The sequence below is a fragment of the Candidatus Ornithobacterium hominis genome, assembly GCF_900538215.1.
GTDB classification, from domain to species: domain Bacteria; phylum Bacteroidota; class Bacteroidia; order Flavobacteriales; family Weeksellaceae; genus Ornithobacterium; species Ornithobacterium hominis.
This window is the reverse complement of sequence record NZ_UNSD01000004.1, coordinates 145,938-162,883: the sequence shown is the minus strand read 5'-3', so window position 1 is coordinate 162,883 and position 16,946 is coordinate 145,938. Positions and strand designations below refer to the sequence as shown.

The following is a 16,946-nucleotide window of genomic DNA, read 5'->3' as shown; positions in this document are numbered from 1 at the left end:
ACCATATAAAATAAATATTTGTGGGGGGATAATGCAAATTCTTTAATAGGTTTGGATTTAAACAAACTACTCATTATCAATTATTTATGTATTTTCCTTTAATTTTTTACTTAAAAAGCTTGATTGGCTTTAAAACATGGTGTTGAAACGAATACTGGCTTTGATGATTGCCATAGCTGTGATATCGCTTAATAACACATCTTTAGGGTGGTGATACTGGTTTTGACTGGCTAATCTTACGTACTCTTCTCCTTTATCTGATTTCTGCACATATTTTACGGTGATCATCTCTTCCCATTCATCTACACGAACGCCAAGCAAGTACATTTCTCCGAAGAAAATACTTTGCTGCTCTACTGGAATCTCTTTATATAATACTATGTCTCCTGATTTTAAGAGAGGATACATGCTATCGCCTGTAATGGATAGCCCACCGTCGCATTTTGGTATGCCAGGGATGCGGATGGAGTTTAATACAGAAGTTGTTTTTTCGCTCCTGAACATCTCTACTAAACCTGCGGTGGCTTCTAAATCGTACAACGGAATATCTTGAATACCCATGACAGCATCTGCTGATTTTTGATTGCCAATGAGCTTTAGCTCTTGCTTGAGCATGGAACCTTTGCCAGTGAGAAGCCAATTCGCATCAATGTTTTCACATTTTGTGTATATTAAATCTATGTCAAATGTGTTTCTTTTCCTCCAGTTTGATAAAACTTGAGGTTTCACATCTAAATATTTAGCAAATTCAGTATCTGTGTCAATCTTCAGATATGATTTTATTTCGTTTAAAATTAAGGATCTATCCATTCAAATAAACTTTTTGTGTGAATTTTATTGTTTAAATAAACATTTTGTTTATATATTTGCTGTATTAAATTTTTAATCAAAAAAAGCAATGGATAAAGATACGAAAAAGAGTAAACATTACAATGCGTATAACAGGGATATTGTACGCAGAATTAGGGAAAAATATGGGGTGACGCCTCATTTTATCTATGCCAGCTTGCGTGGAGACCGCAATAGCGAGACGTCTATCAAAATTTGTGAGGACTATAAAAAGGCTGAAAGGGTGATTAACCAAACCTTGAACAAAATTTAATTCACCGAATATGAAAGATTTAAGAAAATACCAGGGTATAGTAAGAGAAGGAGATGTATTTATTGTATACTTTAAAGATGAAACGACGTTAACTTTTGATACTGCATATTTTGATGAAGAAGAGTTTGTAGTAGATAGGGGCTATGACGACGACCTTGACTCGTTGTATGATGTTAGGGTTAAAGGACTTTATGTTTTCAAAGTTTTAGACGACAAAGGGGACGTCCTTGATAAAGAAACCCAAGAAGACCTTATTTCTTCTTACAAAGACATTTTTTTAAAAATGATTACGGAAGATCTACATCAAATAAAAAGAAAAGACAATTAACAATACGGAAAAATTAATTCAAATTCAGAGTAAATCAAGAGTAATGTTTGAATATCACGAAAATATTTTATGCGTACATGCGGATTGGCTTTATGAGGATAATAGAATAATGTCTTTATCTAACTATTGCCAACTTATAAGCCGAAAAAAAATGAAAAAATTGACGATAGGCGGTAACGGCAGAAAAGCATTGGTGGCGTTTGAGAGCATACCTCGCCGTTTCCGTGAAATGATTGTGGAACTTACCGGCGACCCCTATGAGCAAACCAAGCATTTGATTTTTCGTGATTATATAAAACCTGACTACCAAGCAGAAATGTTTTATCGCGACTACACTTTAGAGGACGGCACCGCTCTACCAGAAGAAACCCAAACTGAATACACCCACACGGCAATGATTTTAAATACCTGCCACTACATTATTACCAATATGGTTACCTGCAGAAAATTTGGCGGTAAATTAAAAGCATGGAAAAAAATGGCAGAGGCCGTAGCCAATCTACCAGAACATACCTATAAACATAAACTGCCAATAAATTACCGCAGGCTAAAACAAAGATGCAAAGACTATAAAGAAAACGGATATGTAGAATTGGTACACGGTAATTTTTTGAATAATAATGCAGATAAATTAACGGCAGACGGTACGCGTTGGGTACTTGCACGCTGGGCAAATCAAGTAAATAAATGTGCAAACCTTGCACAATTGCACGGCGAGTATAACGAAATGGCAGACCAAAAAGGCTGGAAACAAATCAAAGAAGAAAAAACCTTTTACAACTTTTTATATAGCGAGGAAATTATGCCTTTATGGTACGGCCATAGGCACGGAGAATTAGCCGCAAAAGAAAAATTTGGTTACCAATTAAAAACCAAAATGCCAGCCTTTAGAGATTCATTATGGTTCTCTGACGGGACCAAACTAAACCTTTATTATTTAAATGAAAAAGGCGAAATGGCTACTTGCCAAGTGTATGAAGTGATGGACGCCTTTAGTGAGGTGCTTTTAGGCTTTCATATTAGCCCTGCAGAAAATTATGAGGCACAATATGCCGCATATAAAATGGCCATACAGACTGCTGGCTATAGACCCTACCAAATTAAATATGACAACCAAGGTGGGCACGGAAAATTAAAAGCGGGTAATTTTTTAAGCAAAATTGCCAAAATACAAACAGCCACACAGCCCTACAACGGTAAATCTAAAACCATAGAGAGTGCTTTTGGGCGTTTCCAATCCCAATTCTTAAAACGTGATTGGTTTTTTACGGGGCAAAATATTACGGCTAAAAAGCAGGAATCTAAAGCCAATATGGAAATGATATTGGCGAATAAAGCAAATCTACCAACGCTAGATGAAGTTAAAAAAATATATGAACAACGCAGGCGTGAATGGAATTCAGCACCACACCACAAAACAGGCCGCCCAAGAATAGATATGTACTATGAAAGTAAAAACCCAGACACTAAAAAAGTAGAGCTATGGGATATGGTAGACTTATTCTGGGTAACTAGATCTAAATCAATCAAAGCCGATGCGTCTGGTATTTCATTTAGAGAAGGTAAAGTTAAATATGACTACATGGTGTACCAAGATAACGGCATGCCAGATTTAGAATGGCTAGATAAGTCTGTAGGTAAATCATTTATCATCAAGTTTGACCCAGAGGATATGAGTGAAATCCGTTTATACGAAGACACCCCATTAGGGCTAAGATTTGTAACCGTAGCACAAACCAAAAAAGAAGTTGGTAGAGCCGCGCAAATGCAAGAAGACTGGGAACAACCCCATATTAGAAAGGTACTAAGTGCTAATGCCGGCCAAAGAGTAGAGCGAAGAGATAAGATGGAGGAAATCCTCTCTGAATGGGGGATGACCGCAGAGCAGCAAGGTATGAATAGACCAACGTTGAAAGGTATAGAAAGAAACAAACCAGGGCGTAAAAAAGCGGGTGAAATTGGAAAATATCAAAAAGCCTTGAGTAACCAAGATTGGGACGACGAAGCAGAACTAGCAGAACCAACAGAAAGTATATTCAATAGATTATAAAACAAAAGAAGCCCCTTGCGGGGCAACAAAAAACAAGACAAATATATGACAACACAACAGAAACAACAAATCGCATTAGAACTTAAAAAGTTTTGTAACCGAAAAGGCGGGCAAAATAAATCTGCAAAAATCATAGGCATATCATCTGCCCTAGTTTCACAAATTTTAAATCAAAATTGGGACAAAATATCAGATGAGATGTGGCGAAACGTTTCATCAAAAATTGGGAGCACAGAAAACAAATGGCAGGTGATTGAAACGACTGATTTTAGGCTGTTCACGCAATTAATGAATGATGCGCAACACAACTCACAGGTTTATGCGGTGATAAATCCTGCCGGTAGCGGTAAAACAGTTGCAATGAAATATTATGAAATGAATAATGATAACGCCTTTATGGTGCAATGCAACGAGTTCTGGAACCGCAAAGGCTTTTTGATGGAACTACTACGCGTAATGGGGCGTGACAATACGGGTATGAACGTAACTGAAATGATGTATGAAGTTGTGAACACACTTAAAAGGCTAGAGAACCCCGTATTACTTTTTGATGAGTTTGATAAGGTGAGCGACCAAGTGCTTTATTTCTTTATAACAATTTACAACCAATTAGAAGATGATTGTGGACTCGTAATGTGTGCCACAGACCATTTAAAGAAACGCATTTTAAGAGGGATTAGGCTTAACCGTAAGGGATATAATGAGATTTATAGCCGCATAGGTAGAAAGTTCATAGAATTAAACGGATTAACACAACAGGACGTAATCCAAGTGTGCTTTGCCAATGGCATAGAAGATAAATCGCAAATGAAAATTGTATGGGCAGAATGCGAGGGTGATTTGCGACGCGTAAAAAGAAAAGTACACGCCCTAAAATTAGAAAACGCCCAATTAAACAACGGTTAAACACTATTTAATAAGTATTAAATAACTAATGAAACGAGCCTACTCTGTATCAAATATTTTAAATAAGCGCTTCAATACTTTAGATTTTGAAGGTGTATGGAAAGCAAGCCTGGGGCAACCAGATGAAGCCTTTTCTGCCATTGTTTGGGGTGGCTCCTCCAACGGGAAAACGGATTTTGCGGTGCAATTTGCTAAATACCTGTGCAATTTTGGGCGTGTGGCTTACAACTCAATGGAGGAAGGCATATCACACACCTACCAAATGGCGATGGAACGCCACTATATGCAAAGCGTGGAGGGTAAATTCACCTTATTAGACCGCGAGCCGTGGGATGAAATGGTAAAGAGAATGAAAAGGCATAAAAGCCCGCAGTTTCTAATTGTTGACTCTATTCAATACGCAGGAATTACCAAAAAAGAATATAAAGAATTGAAAGAATATATGAAGTCTAAAAACAAAGGTTTGATATTCCTTTCACACGCCCAAGGGCGAGAACCTAAAGGAGCCCTAGCCCAGTTTATACGATATGATGTAGATATAAAGATTCCTGTAGAGGGCTTTAGAGCCTTTCCACAAGGGAGATTAAACGGTGGCGGGGAACCCTACACCATTTGGCATGAAGGAGCCGCTAAATACCACGGAGATATTAAATAACAAAACACTACTTGAAAAAATGACAGCAACGACACCAACGATTTTAGAAATTCTTGAAATTAGTTACACAACGTATGACAACTACCGTGAAAAGCATTACCAAGCGTATTGCCAACGCCTTGCAACCCTAAATTTTATGAGTTATAAAACACTTCACACCAACGGCTTGATGCAAAACTATTTCCACGGCATGTGGCTTTTGCACGTTGAGAAAGCCTTTTTGCAAGATAACGCGCACTACTTTTCATACTGCGAAGCTGAACTATTAAGACAGCTATTTTGCAGCTATACGCGCAATATTTTGGACAATGAAAAGGTGCAAATGTACCCCTCAAAATTAATTGTAAAAATAAAAAAATTAAGCCTTAAAAAATTAGTGAACTGATGAGAATAAATCAATTTGATTTGCTTGACTTTTTGAATTACGACAGCAATACAAGGCAGTTTTTAACCTTCGCTGAAAGGATTTTAATTCACCAAAATATTGCAAGACTTAGGAATCAACTAACGGCAAAAGACCTCCCAGAGAATTTACAAAATAAATTGATAGAGCGAAAAAAAATAATGCGAGAGACAGGGTGGAAATACGTGCCAGTACGCTACAATCAAGATAGAGATATAGAAAGAATAGAAGAATTAAAATAAAAAAAGAATTAAAATGAGAATAAAAGAAACAATAACAGAGCCTTACGTACGCTTTGTTTCCAAAAAAGACAATTATTACTTCGTTGTACGCGTTGATTTTGACGACAACGTAAAATGCAGAAGAGTTGGAAGTGACGACGCAGTTGAAATAAGCGATGATGAGCGCTTGGAATGGATTGAAAAACGCAATGTATTTTTAGATAAAATGTTAATAGTTAGAAAGCTTTACGAAAAAATACGCGACATTGAAGCTATGCGAGACGGCGCTATTAGATACTTTCAAGGCGATTTGGATCTAGAAGAAATTGTAGACGACTGGTTTCTTCGCTCGGTTAAACGAATTGATATAGACTACTCAGATTTAGAGGAAGAGGCACACAGAATACCATACCATGTATTAAAAAAATACGAAGAAAAAATAGAAAGATAAAAACAATGAACTTTAAAATTGAAAAATTACATAGCGATGCCTACAAAGTGAACGGCAAAGCTGTTCTAAGAAACGAATTGGGGGACTGGTTGGCTCCGTTTCACACATTATCTGATGCGGAATGGGATGCGTTCTATGAACAATTAATCCTCCCCCAGCCCCTCCAAAGGAGGGGGGGGGGTAAAAATAACGCTACCAAAGGAGGGGAGTCCCACCCTTTGGGAGGGATGAAGAGTTAATATTAATAACAAACAACAAATAATTAAAAGATGAAAGATTTATCACAATTATCAGAAAAAGAGCTTCAAGAGGAGTTGAAGCGTAGAAATGAAGCCAAACTACAGGATAGAGATGCCTACAAAAAAATGGTAAACGAATATTTACCAGGCTTTATGGAAAATATCAAAGCGTGTAGCGAACAGCTATCTGCATTGAAGCTTTCTATATTCAAGGATTCAAAGATTTTACTGGATTTGAAAAATAATGCTTACAACGTGAAAGACACTCAGCAATCACATACGTTTTCTGATGCCAAGGGCAATACGATTACCTACGGATTTCGTGTGCTGGACAATTGGGACGATACTGTAACGGCGGGGATTGACAAAGTAAAAGAGTTTATCGCCTCTCTTGCTAAAGATGAAGCGACTGGCAAATTGGTGCATGCAGTAAATCAATTGCTGAAAAAAGATGCTAAGGGTAATTTGAAAGCAAGCCGTGTCCTGGAGCTTACTAAGCTCGCAGAAGAATGGAATGATGAAACATTTACAGATGCGGTGAACATCATTAGACAATCTTATAAACCTATGCGTTCGGCATTCTACATTGAGGCGAGCGTTACAGATGCACAGGGCAAAAAAGTGAGTGTGCCGCTTTCTATCACTTCGGTTGATTTCCCAGAGGGGACGGATGTGGGTGCACTTTTCCCAGTCCACGAAAAATACGAAGCTTAATGCCTCGTGCTCGAGACAAAAAACTTGGCGTTCCTGAAATCATCGGGAACGCCAACATACTAAAAAAAAATTAAGCCTTAAAAAAATGAGATTTTCAAATACACGTCAACTCCCTTTCCTTGGGAAAGGGCTGGGGATAGGATAAAGCCTTAAAAAAAAATGGAAGCAGAAAAAAAAAAATTAACTAGTTTATTGAGAACTTCAAAAAGTAAATTAAAGTCATGAAGAGACCCGAACTACAAATACATATGATATTAATTTTATTAGTCGCAGCTATGTATATTTTTGATCAGATTTCACGTGTAGAGGCAATTTTAATGCTGATATTACTTCAATTAACATCCAAAAAAATATAATATAATGAAGATAGAAAAAGTAGATGAAAGCTTATAATATGGATAAATTAAAACTATTTACAACGGGATTTATGCAAGTGTTCTTTGTGAGTGCAAACACCTATTTTGTAGCAAAAGAAGAATACTTAGGCGTGGCAGGAGCTTCGTTCATGATTAGCTTTATCTGGACATACAATGTGAAACGTGTGGCGTTTGGAGGGTTTATGGATAAGCTGATTTATGCCGCTGGTGCGAGTTCAGGAGCTTTGGCTGGGCTTGCAGTTGGGAAAATGATATTATAAAGCAAAAGCATTTCCCCTGTCGTATAACTGGTAATAGCAAAGAAATATAAGGACTGGAATGCAGGTTCGAATCCTGCCAGGGGAACAAAAAAAATGACAATCACAAAACAACAAATCAAGCAACTGCAAAGCATTTGCAGCAAAGAATTTAGCGATCGGGATGAACGCTTAAATTTTCTCAGCGAATTTACGGGCGAGCAAATCAACTCAACCAAAGATTTAACCGAGCGCCAAGCCTATGAAGCGATTCGGTTTCTAAACACAGGCAAAAATCCAAACAATAGTTTTTACGCCTTATTTGATAAAGAAAATACGCAACACACAACGATTTTGAGCCTTGCCCATCAGCTTGGTTGGGTGCAGGAAAACAAACCGCATTTGGTCGATTTAAAAACGCTGGGGACGTGGATTATCAGCTCCAAATGCCCAGTGCAGAAGCCAATAAACCAAATGAACTCAAAGGAGTTGAGCAAAGTGATTTTTGCGTTACAACAGGTGTTTGAGTGGAAGTATTCCTCCCCTAGATCCTCCCCCAGCCCCTCCAAAGGAGGGGGATTTAAAAAGGGGAGGTTTAAAAATAATGCTACCAAAGGGAGGGAGATTTAAAAAATAATGCTATTATGAATAAAATTAAACTGAAAATAAAGACAGAGCATCTGAGAGTTGTGATAGATGATTTCTATGAAGCCAAAACTCAGCTAGCGCAAACAGCAGCAGGAAAAGTTATAGGTTCAATATCACAAGATTTGATGATAAAATTAGAGAGAAAACTGGTCAGCAAACGAGGCGAGGGTAAGGAATTTTCTATGACCTTAAAGTATCATGAGGCTTATTCTCTAGCAATCATTGCTCAAGCACAAATGGGCTCTGCTGCAGGTGAATTTGAAAGAAATGTTTACCGATTACTCATCCAGCAAATTGAGAAACAATTATGAGAGAAAAAAGTTTTATAATGACCTCCAAGCGGTTCACGGGTTCGGTGTTGTTTAAATTCGGTTTAAATGGTTTTTTAACGCTGTTTAAAATAGAAGCGGATTTGGACGAAAAGCAACATCAATTCACGTTAAAATACATTCCCAAACACATCAGCCACATTGCAGAACTGGCAAAGCTAAGCGAAACCATAAAGGTGGAAGAAGTGCCAGTTGATTTGAGTTTTGAACATTTCTGGAAGACCTACGGCAACTATGCCGGTAAGAAAAAACGTTGCGAGGCTCTATGGGAGCAACTCAACGATGCTGAACGCTCCAAATGCCTGAACTACATCACTATTTACAAATCCCATAAATCTAAAGACGGCACGGCACTTGCCTACCCTGAAACGTATATTAATAATAGGGTTTGGGATGGGTGAAAGAGGGGATCCTCCCCCGGCCCCTCCAAAGGAGGGGAGACTCAAACGCCAACTTGTGAAATTCGAGTTGGCGTTTTACTTTTGTGGAGATGTCTTCTGCTAAACAAAAAATAGGTCGAAAAAGAAATATGCTCTTGCGGTACAGGGATATTCAGCAGGAGTTTAATAAATATGATTGCCGAATTATTCCTATTACTGTAATCCATAGGGAGTATATTTTTCCTAAATTTCGTATTAGCAGGGATACGTTATACCGAGCTTTGAATACTCATGTAGAAGAAGAATTGGAGAAAATATCCTTTTGATTTAGAGGAAAGACTGAATAATCCTCCCCCCAGCCCCTCCAAAGGAGGGGGGGGCCACCCTAGCCCTCCCAAAGGGAGGGGAGTTTTGAAAATCATGCTACCAAAGGAGGGGAATTATACATTGTGAGCCTCAAAGGTGTAGAGAATATTATATTCCTGCACGCCATCGTCTCGCATTACTCTACTGAATGAGGTTCTGATTAACTTGCTACAATTATTTGCAGGAGAAAAGCCGTGTAATTGCTGGTGTATCTTTTCTGTAAGTTCAAATATTGCCCAGGCATTGTTTTTTTGCCTCTGAGGAGCCTTTAAACTGGTATTGGTGAGTTTCATATTCGCTACTGTGATTTTAATAGCAAATGTTCCGTTTTGTCTTTCTTTGGGGTGTTTGGTTATATCTTTTGAAATGTTTGAAAATTGCCCATTATTGAGGTCTATGAGGCAGCAAGGCCACTGCACTGGCATATTGGGACTGTAATAGTCTATTTGCCCCCAGTCTTCGTCTACATACTTGATTTCAGGTATTTGTGCTATACGGGTTTGAATGTTTTGTAAAATGGGTTTCATATTATTGGTTGTTGGTGAATGGTTGATAGTGAATGGTGTGTAGTTGTTTGTCTAATATCTTATGTCTAAAATTTTATTTCTTTTAGATTATGGTTGATGATATTGCGAATATGTTTGTCTACCTCTGGGTGGTGTCCTATGAATTGGCGTTTGGGGATTTTGATTTTGCCTCCTACCTTTTTGAGTGCCATTGCCTTGGATTGTATGTTTCTGGTGGCTTGGAAATTGTTTTGTTTGAATTTTTTATTTTTCATGATATTGTCCTTTTATATTGATGCCCTCTGGTAGAATATTCATGTTTTCTAACTGGAAACCGTCTGCTTCTAATTGTATGCGGATGTGCCTGTCTAACATTCGGGTGATGTTTCCATTTTTGGCTTTCCATATGTCGCAACCCACAATTGGATGTTGTTTCCATTCGCCTTGTCTGCTGATGAGCAAATGTTCTACATGTGTTTCGTTGGATTCGCCAATGGCTATATCGCCATTTTTGAAAACCAAATCATTCTCGTTTAATCTAAAATCATTCATGGTTGAATTTTTCACGTGAACCGAAAACAAAGGGCTGAACTGTTCCCTGTGTTACATCTGTATTTTCGTCTATTGTTTTAAGAGGTAAGTTGCCTAAAGAAACATCGCCTTTGTTGATTTTTTTCAGGTATTCAATGGCTCTATCATATCGCTCTTTGGCGTGTTCATAAATAATATCGGCATTGCATAAATCAACGATATACCATTTGGCAACGGATAGGCAAAGGCTTACGATTAAAGCGTTTCTCTGCTCACCTATGGCAGTGAATATGGCATCAACATCATAGCGGTTTCTGCCGTCTAAAAACTCTTTTCTATGATTGGTATAGAAATAGGATTTTACTTCTTGTTCTGCGGTGTCTAATGCCTGTAGAACGATGCTTTCATCGCCTTCGGTAATTTGCTCTACTTGGTAATTGTAGATATTGTTTTTTAAATCTTCTATTTGTAGGAACATATTTTTGGTTGTTGGTGATTGGTTGTTAGTTGGTTTGTCTATAATTATCAGTAGCGATTATTCACTCTGGCACCGAATTTATATGTGCCTTTCATCTTTCTGTTGCGTGTGCTGAGCCATTTAAAAGCACCATGCACGGCATCAGGACCATCATCATGGGCTTGGCTACCTTTTTCAAAAGCAAGGAATTGGTTTATCAGCGTTTGCATATCAGCATTTTTTTGTTCTGTATTGAAGAAGAAATTTTTGCGTTCAAAATAGCCCGAAAGGCTTTCTATTCTATCGTATTTGTCTGTTTTGGTGCGTTTATCAGCAACTACTGGGATGTAATAACCTCTTTTTTCGCCCTCAATATCAAAATCAGAAACAAATTCATCCATGGCAAAAAGCCCTTCTATCATATATCTGATATTGTATAAATCAAGGTTGTAAACTTCATACTGATCATACAGCCATTTGGCACAATCTGCCCTTGATTTTTGTTGCATATATGCCAAAAGTATATGGAACTCCTTGCCTTTGGTGCCTACCAGAATCAGAGCTTTGTAATCGGCATTGGCTTTATAGGATAAATCTCCATAGAAACACAAGGCATCATAATCCTTGAGCTTATGTGGTTTCTTATACTGTATATCTTCATATTTAAAAATTGCACCATCCTCAATATGTGTGTGCATATACTCTCTCATAAAAGAGCGATATGGCATTTGGCTAAACTTATTTTTCCAATACTCTGCAGATGTTTTTTCTGGCCATTCTGGTGTAAAATCAGATAGGTTTTTAACGGCACAAACACTAAGCACATGAAACAAAGCATTGGCATGCTGTTCCATAGTGGCGGTGTTTTCTTTTTCATCTTTGATAACTTGATTAAAGTAAGTTTTTAGCCTATTGGTGATACTATTTTTATGAAAATTGTTGTTAGCATATATGAAGCGTTCTGTTGCATTATCATCAGCATCAAAACAACCCCAAATATCCTCTGTGATGTAGTCCACAGCTTCACGCATGATTCTATCATTGTTCACAGATTTTTTGCTATCCACATCATCTACTACTATATAATCTGGGCGTTCTGCCTGTTCTCTTGCACCTCTGGGGTTTTGTCCAAAGCCAAGCGACATGAATCGAACGCCATCTGATGTAGCGAAATCACCCTCTGCCCAATTGCCAGCAGAAAATCGCTGCCCATAATCATTTTTGATACGATTATTAAATTGAAGTTGAGCCTGAATACCAGCGAGTAATTTTTTAGCTTTAGGTTCGGTTTCGCCTACCAATAGCATAAAATGTAAATCTTTTTTGGCTAAGTACAAATACAAAGGGATACCCATATCAATGTGCACGGATTTTCCTGCTGAACGGAACATTTCAGCCAGCAAACGTAAACGTTTGTTTTTGGTAATTATCTTGGCTAATTTGGCGTGAAACCAAGCGGATTTCTTTTTAGCGTAATTAGGGAAATAATATTCAAACCATTGAATGTAGTTTTTTTCAAGAGCTTGTACACGTGCATTTTTATCTTTGGCGTTTTCATGAATATTGATAGAAGTAGCCAAAGCGATACGCCTACAATGTTTGTCATAATCTTGTATTAATTTAAGATACTTTTTATTGTCCATGGCTAATTTTCTAAACTGATACGGTGTTGCAAGAATTGTTTATGAAAAGCGGTACATTGATTGGCAAAATCAGGGTCTATTTCAGCAATGAAATGATCTAAATCTTTCAGTATTTTATGCACTACTACGGGGTCTGCTTTTTTTTCTAAACGGTCTAATGTTGCCATAAGTTTAGCGATAGCATCTGCTGGTAGTTTTGGCTTTTTTCCCTCTGAAATTTGTAAGAGTTCTTGCTGTAGCAACTGTTTGATTTTGGTAGGTGAAGCGTGAAAATTCAATCTTTTGTTTTCCCAGTCATATTTTTTTGCCCAAGAACTCACCGTATTTTGTGATACTTTGTAATGTTCTGCTACTTCTTTGAGTGTGATTTCTAAATTCTCTATATAGAATGCCTCTGCCTTGATTCTTGTCTGCGTTTTTGCCATTTAAAAACATTTATTCAGGTACAAAATTGCGTGTAAGTATGGCTGAAAAAAACTACCTGTACATTGGTGCGGCAACCTTGTCATATGAAAATACAACCTTGTCTAATAGTTTGACAAACATTTTATAAACCCATGAAAGTCATTCAAATTTGCCTCACAATCAAGTCAAAAAAATCAAAGGATTATGCCCAGATTTATATTAAATGATGAAAGTAAAATCAACTCCTACGGGTTTAGAATCCGTACGCAAGGTATCAGCTTAGAGCGATTCTCTAATAATCCTGTAATGCTTGACGGGCATAATCCGTCTAACCTCGCTGTCATAGGTAAATGGACTTCTTTTAAGGCAGAAAACGGAAAGCTCACAGCTGATACGGAGTTTGATATAGAAGACCCACACGCTAACATCATAGCGGGAAAAGTAGAACGTGGGCTTATCAATGGTGCCAGCATGGGCATATCATTCAGCAAAAATGATTTTAGCTATGAAAATGGTGAATTGGTACTCAATCAATGTGAATTGTATGAGGCGTCTATTGTTGCTATTCCCAGCAATACCAATGCCATAAGATTACGCATGGATGATGAGGATTTAACAGAAATGGACATCAAAGAACTGTGCCTATCTATTGCACAAAATTCAACTTATCAAAACAATCAAAGTAATATGAAATTCAAATTAGGACAATTAGCCATGTTGGCATTAGGCTTTGCCGTAGAAACCAAGGAGCTAACGACAGATGAAATTGAACAATCAATTTTGAAACTCTCTAAAGAAAGAGATGAATTAAGAGCACAAATACAACTTTCTGAAGAAAAGGTAAATGCTTACATCGCCAAAGAAAAGAAAGAAAAAACAGAACTGACGGCTAAAATGCTGGATGAAGCAGTGCAACAGGGAAAAATTACAGCAGAAAAGAGAGCTACATTTTTGGAATTAGCTCAACAAAACTTTGAATTATTCCAATCTACTCTGGAAGCTCTGCCTGTGAAAAAGAACTTTTCGGCAGGAATCAACACGCCTGCAGGAACCCAAGGAGTTACCAGCATGGAAGACTTTCAAAAATTGAGCATTGAGGAGCAATTGGCTTTCAAGAATGCTGAACCAGAAGCTTACAAAAAATTAGTTAATACCATTGGGTAGTAACAGGATTTAAACATTATTTAAATAACATTTAAAACAAGATAAAATGCCAAAGAATTTTCCAGAAATATGGGAGCAACGTGTGAGACAAACTTTGAAAAGTGGCGACACGGCAGATTTTTTAGACGGCGTCAATGAATTAGATGGCGACGTGCAACAAATGGGTGAAGAAAATGTAATCCATATTCCCACAACCGAATTTAGTCCAGATGTTTTGATTAACAACAAAACATATCCTCTAGCCGTGCAAGACTATGATGATGATACAGTGATTGTGAAATTGGACAAATACCAGACCAAACCTACCAAAGTTACAGATGACCAGATTATAGGCTCTTCTTATGATAAAATTGATGCAGTTACCCGAAGCCATACCAATGCTATCAACAGCAGGAAATTCAAAAAAGCCTTGCATGCTTTGGCACCCGATAGTAATACAGATAAAACTCCTGTTTTGGAAATGGCTGGAGATGAATGTACTTATGAAGATTTAGTGAAGTTAAAAGATAAGTGTGATGCTCTGGAGTGGCCAGAAGAAGGCAGAAGATTGGTACTATGTAACAAGCATTACAATGCTCTATTGAAGGATAGAAAGAATTTTGGCGACCAACTCATCAATTACAGAAAAGGCGAAGTATCTCCAGTAATTGCAGGATTTGAAATCAAAAAGTATATCGCATCACCCCATTATGCAAGTGGTAATAAAAAAGCATTTGGCGAAGTGGTAGAATTAACTGACAAACCAGCATCTGTGGCTTTTGTGAAGGAAAACGTGAAAAAGAAAACAGGGCTTACCAAACAGTATTTTTCTGAAGCAAGTAAGGACACTGAAAATCAAGCTAATTTGTTGAACTACCGCCATTACTTCATTGCAGTGCCTGTTGAAAAGAAATTTATTGCAGCTTTAATCTAATCACTATGAAAAACGTATTTAAACAAAACCCCAAATTGGATGTTGTTTATCAAACATCAGATAAAAAGTATTTCTATTTAGAAAACGACGCTGCCAACCATGCTCAAACTTTAGAGAACAAAAAAGTTATCAAGTTGGAAAGAGAAAGTAAGAAAGAAAGTGAAGAGAATAAAACTACAGAAAGAGCAGAACCTGTAACAGATGGATCTACACAAACAGATGCAGAGCCTGTAGCAGCTAAACCAACCAAAAGAACTGAGAAAAAATGAATGGAGTAAAATTCATAAGAGAAAATGGAGGTCTGAGCCGGGTATTGCCCGGTGAAGACCACACCTCTGGGCTTATCGTCTATGGTGAAACCAATGTAGCAAAAACCCTACTGAACAATGCTGTGGATTTAGAAACCATAAGCGTAACACATGAAACGAATCCTGTGCTGCACTATCACGTTTCTGAATTTTTCAGAATCAATCCGGGAGCCAAACTCTATGTGCAAGGTGTAGAAGCGTCTGACAAAACCTATACAGAAGTGAAAGTCTTGCAAAACTTTGCACAAGGCAAAATAAGACAGATGGCCATTTGTGATTTTAAAATGGCATCAACCAATTTGCAAACTTGTGTGAAAAAGCTGAACCAAATCGCACAGGAATTGGCATTAGGCATCACACCGCTCAGCATCTTATTTTCATGCAAAATTCAAACTTCTGAAATGACTTCTTTGCCAGACTTGCATACTTTTTCATCCGAAAGGGTAAGTGTTGTCATTGGGCAAGACGGAGCAGGAAGAGGCAACTATATCCATGGTTCACAGCCGTCTGTTTCTTGTATTGGAGCCGTTTTGGGTGCAGTATCCAAAGCTAAAGTAAGCGAAAGCATTGCTTGGGTAGAAAGGCAGAATCTTGTGAGCGACACCTATGACAAAAAATTCACTGGAGGAGAATTTAAAGGTTTGGAAATGGATGTGCCAGCATTTTGTGATGGTTCGCTGGTAGGTAATTACACACCAGCACAATTACAATCATTAAATGATAAAGGTTATTTGTTTCTGGTGCAGTACCCAGGCAATGCGGGAACTTATCTGAATGATAGTTTTACAGCAACAGCTCAAAATGATGATTTTGCCTACATAGAAAACAATAGAACCATAGACAAAGCCATCAGGGAAGTCAATCGTGTATTGGTACCTAAAATTTCTGCACCTGTCTATATAGACCCAGACACGGGAAATTTAGAAGCTTCTAATATAGATGCTTTGGAAGCACTATGTGAAGAGCCTTTGGATGCAATGTTGAGAGATGGCGAAATCAGCGGACACCATGTAAGTATTAGCCCATACCAAAAAGTATTGCAGACCTCTAAACTGGAAGTGGTATTGAAAATTATACCTGTTGGTACATTGAGAGAAATTGTTGTGAAAATTGGTTTAACCCTACAAAAATAAAAACCTATGGCATTAGAATTAGAACCATTGATTAATGGAAGAGAATACGGCTGGGGCGATATTGTGATGAATATAGGTGGTGTTCCTATCACAGGCATCAGAGCCATCAAGTACGAAGAAGAGCAAGAAAAAGAGGACATCTATGGAGCAGGTAGAAACCCTGTAAGCCGTGGATATGGTAGAGTGAAATGTTCTGGCTCTATCACGCTACTTTCGGGTACTGTAATGGCATTGAAAGCCAAGGCAAAAAATGGACAATTACACCGCATTGCACCATTCACTATCACCGTGAGCTATCAGCCAGACAATCAACCTATGGTAACGCATATTTTGAAAAATTGTGAGTTCAAAAAAACCACTTTTGATTGGAAAGAAGGCGATATGAGCAAAGAGGTAGAATTGGAACTCATCGTATCACATATCACAGACAAACAAATCTAAATATAATACGGCAGTGCATTGCTGCCGTTTATCAAAACAA

26 protein-coding genes and 1 tRNA gene are annotated in these 16,946 nt (G+C 37.8%); 19 read left to right on the top strand and 8 right to left on the bottom strand.

Going from position 1 to position 16,946, the window contains the following annotated elements:
* Positions 1–129: 129 nt before the first annotated feature.
* Positions 130–810, bottom strand: coding sequence for a LexA family transcriptional regulator (locus tag D5J18_RS04675; protein WP_119057855.1), 681 nt, complete (start codon positions 808–810; stop codon positions 130–132).
* Positions 811–898: 88 nt separating this feature from the next.
* Between D5J18_RS04675 and D5J18_RS04670 the strand changes: the two genes are divergently transcribed.
* From D5J18_RS04670 to D5J18_RS04605, 14 genes are all read left to right on the top strand, one after another.
* Complete coding sequence (locus D5J18_RS04670; protein ID WP_119057854.1) at positions 899–1,102, top strand: hypothetical protein; 204 nt, start codon at positions 899–901, stop codon at positions 1,100–1,102.
* 10 nt (positions 1,103–1,112) lie between these two features.
* Positions 1,113–1,430 carry a hypothetical protein gene (locus D5J18_RS04665; RefSeq protein ID WP_119057853.1) on the top strand — a complete coding sequence of 106 codons (318 nt, stop codon included), beginning with the start codon at positions 1,113–1,115 and terminating at the stop codon, positions 1,428–1,430.
* A gap of 151 nt (positions 1,431–1,581) precedes the next feature.
* Positions 1,582–3,480: a Mu transposase C-terminal domain-containing protein gene (locus D5J18_RS04660; protein WP_165844961.1), complete on the top strand. Its 1,899-nt coding sequence runs from the start codon at positions 1,582–1,584 to the stop codon at positions 3,478–3,480.
* A 45-nt stretch (positions 3,481–3,525) separates the two neighbouring features.
* Complete coding sequence (locus D5J18_RS04655) at positions 3,526–4,386, top strand: AAA family ATPase (protein WP_119057851.1); 861 nt, start codon at positions 3,526–3,528, stop codon at positions 4,384–4,386.
* 28 nt (positions 4,387–4,414) lie between these two features.
* The gene (locus D5J18_RS04650) at positions 4,415–5,041 is read left to right on the top strand and encodes a hypothetical protein (protein WP_119057850.1); all 627 of its coding nucleotides are present in this window, start codon (positions 4,415–4,417) and stop codon (positions 5,039–5,041) included.
* 19 nt (positions 5,042–5,060) lie between these two features.
* Positions 5,061–5,426 (top strand): hypothetical protein, encoded by a 366-nt coding sequence (locus D5J18_RS04645; protein WP_133298101.1) that lies wholly within the window; start codon positions 5,061–5,063, stop codon positions 5,424–5,426.
* Complete coding sequence (locus D5J18_RS04640; protein WP_119057848.1) at positions 5,426–5,686, top strand: hypothetical protein; 261 nt, start codon at positions 5,426–5,428, stop codon at positions 5,684–5,686. Before D5J18_RS04645 ends, D5J18_RS04640 begins: the two co-directional genes overlap by 1 nt.
* 13 nt (positions 5,687–5,699) lie before the next feature.
* Complete coding sequence (locus D5J18_RS04635) at positions 5,700–6,116, top strand: hypothetical protein (RefSeq protein ID WP_119057847.1); 417 nt, start codon at positions 5,700–5,702, stop codon at positions 6,114–6,116.
* 269 nt (positions 6,117–6,385) lie between these two features.
* Positions 6,386–7,069, top strand: a complete 684-nt coding sequence (locus D5J18_RS04625; RefSeq protein ID WP_119057845.1) for a DUF3164 family protein — start codon at positions 6,386–6,388, stop codon at positions 7,067–7,069.
* A 379-nt stretch (positions 7,070–7,448) separates the two neighbouring features.
* Positions 7,449–7,706: a hypothetical protein gene (locus tag D5J18_RS04620; RefSeq protein ID WP_260377494.1), complete on the top strand. Its 258-nt coding sequence runs from the start codon at positions 7,449–7,451 to the stop codon at positions 7,704–7,706.
* 12 nt (positions 7,707–7,718) lie between these two features.
* Positions 7,719–7,791 (top strand) — tRNA-OTHER (locus D5J18_RS08805).
* 8 nt (positions 7,792–7,799) lie between these two features.
* Positions 7,800–8,312 carry a hypothetical protein gene (locus tag D5J18_RS04615; RefSeq protein WP_119057843.1) on the top strand — a complete coding sequence of 171 codons (513 nt, stop codon included), beginning with the start codon at positions 7,800–7,802 and terminating at the stop codon, positions 8,310–8,312.
* A gap of 14 nt (positions 8,313–8,326) precedes the next feature.
* On the top strand, positions 8,327–8,641 hold the full coding sequence (locus D5J18_RS04610) for a hypothetical protein (RefSeq protein WP_119057842.1): 315 nt from the start codon (positions 8,327–8,329) through the stop codon (positions 8,639–8,641).
* 17 nt (positions 8,642–8,658) lie between these two features.
* A complete protein-coding gene (locus tag D5J18_RS04605) occupies positions 8,659–9,060 on the top strand; it encodes an LvrA C-terminal domain-related protein (RefSeq protein ID WP_133298100.1) in 402 nt (133 codons plus the stop codon).
* Between the two features lie 41 nt (positions 9,061–9,101).
* On the opposite strand, the gene D5J18_RS08800 is transcribed toward D5J18_RS04605, so the two are convergent.
* The 7 genes from D5J18_RS08800 to D5J18_RS04570 all read right to left on the bottom strand — a co-directional run bounded on the left by D5J18_RS08800 (position 9,102) and on the right by D5J18_RS04570 (position 12,967).
* Complete coding sequence (locus D5J18_RS08800) at positions 9,102–9,266, bottom strand: hypothetical protein (RefSeq protein WP_165844960.1); 165 nt, start codon at positions 9,264–9,266, stop codon at positions 9,102–9,104.
* A gap of 213 nt (positions 9,267–9,479) precedes the next feature.
* A complete protein-coding gene (locus tag D5J18_RS04595; RefSeq protein ID WP_119057839.1) occupies positions 9,480–9,932 on the bottom strand; it encodes a hypothetical protein in 453 nt (150 codons plus the stop codon).
* Positions 9,933–9,997: 65 nt separating this feature from the next.
* On the bottom strand, positions 9,998–10,186 hold the full coding sequence (locus D5J18_RS04590) for a hypothetical protein (RefSeq protein WP_119057838.1): 189 nt from the start codon (positions 10,184–10,186) through the stop codon (positions 9,998–10,000).
* A complete protein-coding gene (locus tag D5J18_RS04585) occupies positions 10,176–10,463 on the bottom strand; it encodes a hypothetical protein (RefSeq protein WP_119057837.1) in 288 nt (95 codons plus the stop codon). The genes D5J18_RS04590 and D5J18_RS04585 overlap by 11 nt, the downstream gene beginning before the upstream one ends.
* A complete protein-coding gene (locus tag D5J18_RS04580; RefSeq protein ID WP_119057836.1) occupies positions 10,456–10,920 on the bottom strand; it encodes a phage protein Gp36 family protein in 465 nt (154 codons plus the stop codon). The genes D5J18_RS04585 and D5J18_RS04580 overlap by 8 nt, the downstream gene beginning before the upstream one ends.
* Before the next feature lie 47 nt (positions 10,921–10,967).
* Positions 10,968–12,542, bottom strand: coding sequence for a phage terminase large subunit (gene terL, locus D5J18_RS04575; protein ID WP_119057835.1), 1,575 nt, complete (start codon positions 12,540–12,542; stop codon positions 10,968–10,970).
* 2 nt (positions 12,543–12,544) lie between these two features.
* Positions 12,545–12,967 carry a terminase gpP N-terminus-related DNA-binding protein gene (locus D5J18_RS04570; protein WP_119057834.1) on the bottom strand — a complete coding sequence of 141 codons (423 nt, stop codon included), beginning with the start codon at positions 12,965–12,967 and terminating at the stop codon, positions 12,545–12,547.
* A 184-nt stretch (positions 12,968–13,151) separates the two neighbouring features.
* On the opposite strand from D5J18_RS04570, the gene D5J18_RS04565 reads away from it, so the two are divergent.
* From D5J18_RS04565 to D5J18_RS04545, 5 genes are read left to right on the top strand one after another with little or no spacing between them, the layout of a single operon-like run.
* On the top strand, positions 13,152–14,111 hold the full coding sequence (locus tag D5J18_RS04565) for an HK97 family phage prohead protease (RefSeq protein ID WP_119057833.1): 960 nt from the start codon (positions 13,152–13,154) through the stop codon (positions 14,109–14,111).
* A gap of 46 nt (positions 14,112–14,157) precedes the next feature.
* Entirely contained in the window at positions 14,158–15,024 is an 867-nt protein-coding gene (locus D5J18_RS04560; RefSeq protein WP_119057832.1) for a phage major capsid protein, read from the top strand.
* 5 nt (positions 15,025–15,029) lie between these two features.
* Positions 15,030–15,293 carry a hypothetical protein gene (locus D5J18_RS04555; RefSeq protein WP_119057831.1) on the top strand — a complete coding sequence of 88 codons (264 nt, stop codon included), beginning with the start codon at positions 15,030–15,032 and terminating at the stop codon, positions 15,291–15,293.
* Positions 15,290–16,465, top strand: a complete 1,176-nt coding sequence (locus D5J18_RS04550; protein WP_119057830.1) for a DUF2586 family protein — start codon at positions 15,290–15,292, stop codon at positions 16,463–16,465. Before D5J18_RS04555 ends, D5J18_RS04550 begins: the two co-directional genes overlap by 4 nt.
* Before the next feature lie 6 nt (positions 16,466–16,471).
* A complete protein-coding gene (locus D5J18_RS04545; RefSeq protein ID WP_119057829.1) occupies positions 16,472–16,906 on the top strand; it encodes a hypothetical protein in 435 nt (144 codons plus the stop codon).
* Positions 16,907–16,946: the final 40 nt, after the last annotated feature.

Bases quoted from the DNA above. Each gene is read 5' to 3' on its own strand.
- D5J18_RS04675 (WP_119057855.1), bottom strand. From the start codon at position 810: ATGGATAGATCCTTAATTTTAAACGAAATAAAATCATATCTGAAGATT.
- D5J18_RS04555 (WP_119057831.1), top strand. From the start codon at position 15,030: ATGAAAAACGTATTTAAACAAAACCCCAAATTGGATGTTGTTTATCAA.
- D5J18_RS04605 (WP_133298100.1), top strand. From the start codon at position 8,659: ATGACCTCCAAGCGGTTCACGGGTTCGGTGTTGTTTAAATTCGGTTTA.
- D5J18_RS04635 (WP_119057847.1), top strand. From the start codon at position 5,700: ATGAGAATAAAAGAAACAATAACAGAGCCTTACGTACGCTTTGTTTCC.
- D5J18_RS04645 (WP_133298101.1), top strand. From the start codon at position 5,061: ATGACAGCAACGACACCAACGATTTTAGAAATTCTTGAAATTAGTTAC.
- D5J18_RS04665 (WP_119057853.1), top strand. From the start codon at position 1,113: ATGAAAGATTTAAGAAAATACCAGGGTATAGTAAGAGAAGGAGATGTA.
- D5J18_RS04670 (WP_119057854.1), top strand. From the start codon at position 899: ATGGATAAAGATACGAAAAAGAGTAAACATTACAATGCGTATAACAGG.
- D5J18_RS04565 (WP_119057833.1), top strand. From the start codon at position 13,152: ATGCCCAGATTTATATTAAATGATGAAAGTAAAATCAACTCCTACGGG.
- D5J18_RS04570 (WP_119057834.1), bottom strand. From the start codon at position 12,967: ATGGCAAAAACGCAGACAAGAATCAAGGCAGAGGCATTCTATATAGAG.
- D5J18_RS04655 (WP_119057851.1), top strand. From the start codon at position 3,526: ATGACAACACAACAGAAACAACAAATCGCATTAGAACTTAAAAAGTTT.
- D5J18_RS04595 (WP_119057839.1), bottom strand. From the start codon at position 9,932: ATGAAACCCATTTTACAAAACATTCAAACCCGTATAGCACAAATACCT.
- D5J18_RS04640 (WP_119057848.1), top strand. From the start codon at position 5,426: ATGAGAATAAATCAATTTGATTTGCTTGACTTTTTGAATTACGACAGC.
- D5J18_RS04545 (WP_119057829.1), top strand. From the start codon at position 16,472: ATGGCATTAGAATTAGAACCATTGATTAATGGAAGAGAATACGGCTGG.
- D5J18_RS04610 (WP_119057842.1), top strand. From the start codon at position 8,327: ATGAATAAAATTAAACTGAAAATAAAGACAGAGCATCTGAGAGTTGTG.
- D5J18_RS04580 (WP_119057836.1), bottom strand. From the start codon at position 10,920: ATGTTCCTACAAATAGAAGATTTAAAAAACAATATCTACAATTACCAA.
- D5J18_RS04625 (WP_119057845.1), top strand. From the start codon at position 6,386: ATGAAAGATTTATCACAATTATCAGAAAAAGAGCTTCAAGAGGAGTTG.
- D5J18_RS04550 (WP_119057830.1), top strand. From the start codon at position 15,290: ATGAATGGAGTAAAATTCATAAGAGAAAATGGAGGTCTGAGCCGGGTA.
- D5J18_RS04590 (WP_119057838.1), bottom strand. From the start codon at position 10,186: ATGAAAAATAAAAAATTCAAACAAAACAATTTCCAAGCCACCAGAAAC.
- D5J18_RS04650 (WP_119057850.1), top strand. From the start codon at position 4,415: ATGAAACGAGCCTACTCTGTATCAAATATTTTAAATAAGCGCTTCAAT.
- D5J18_RS04615 (WP_119057843.1), top strand. From the start codon at position 7,800: ATGACAATCACAAAACAACAAATCAAGCAACTGCAAAGCATTTGCAGC.
- D5J18_RS04585 (WP_119057837.1), bottom strand. From the start codon at position 10,463: ATGAATGATTTTAGATTAAACGAGAATGATTTGGTTTTCAAAAATGGC.
- D5J18_RS04560 (WP_119057832.1), top strand. From the start codon at position 14,158: ATGCCAAAGAATTTTCCAGAAATATGGGAGCAACGTGTGAGACAAACT.
- D5J18_RS04620 (WP_260377494.1), top strand. From the start codon at position 7,449: ATGAAAGCTTATAATATGGATAAATTAAAACTATTTACAACGGGATTT.
- D5J18_RS08800 (WP_165844960.1), bottom strand. From the start codon at position 9,266: ATGGATTACAGTAATAGGAATAATTCGGCAATCATATTTATTAAACTC.
- terL (WP_119057835.1), bottom strand. From the start codon at position 12,542: ATGGACAATAAAAAGTATCTTAAATTAATACAAGATTATGACAAACAT.
- D5J18_RS04660 (WP_165844961.1), top strand. From the start codon at position 1,582: ATGAAAAAATTGACGATAGGCGGTAACGGCAGAAAAGCATTGGTGGCG.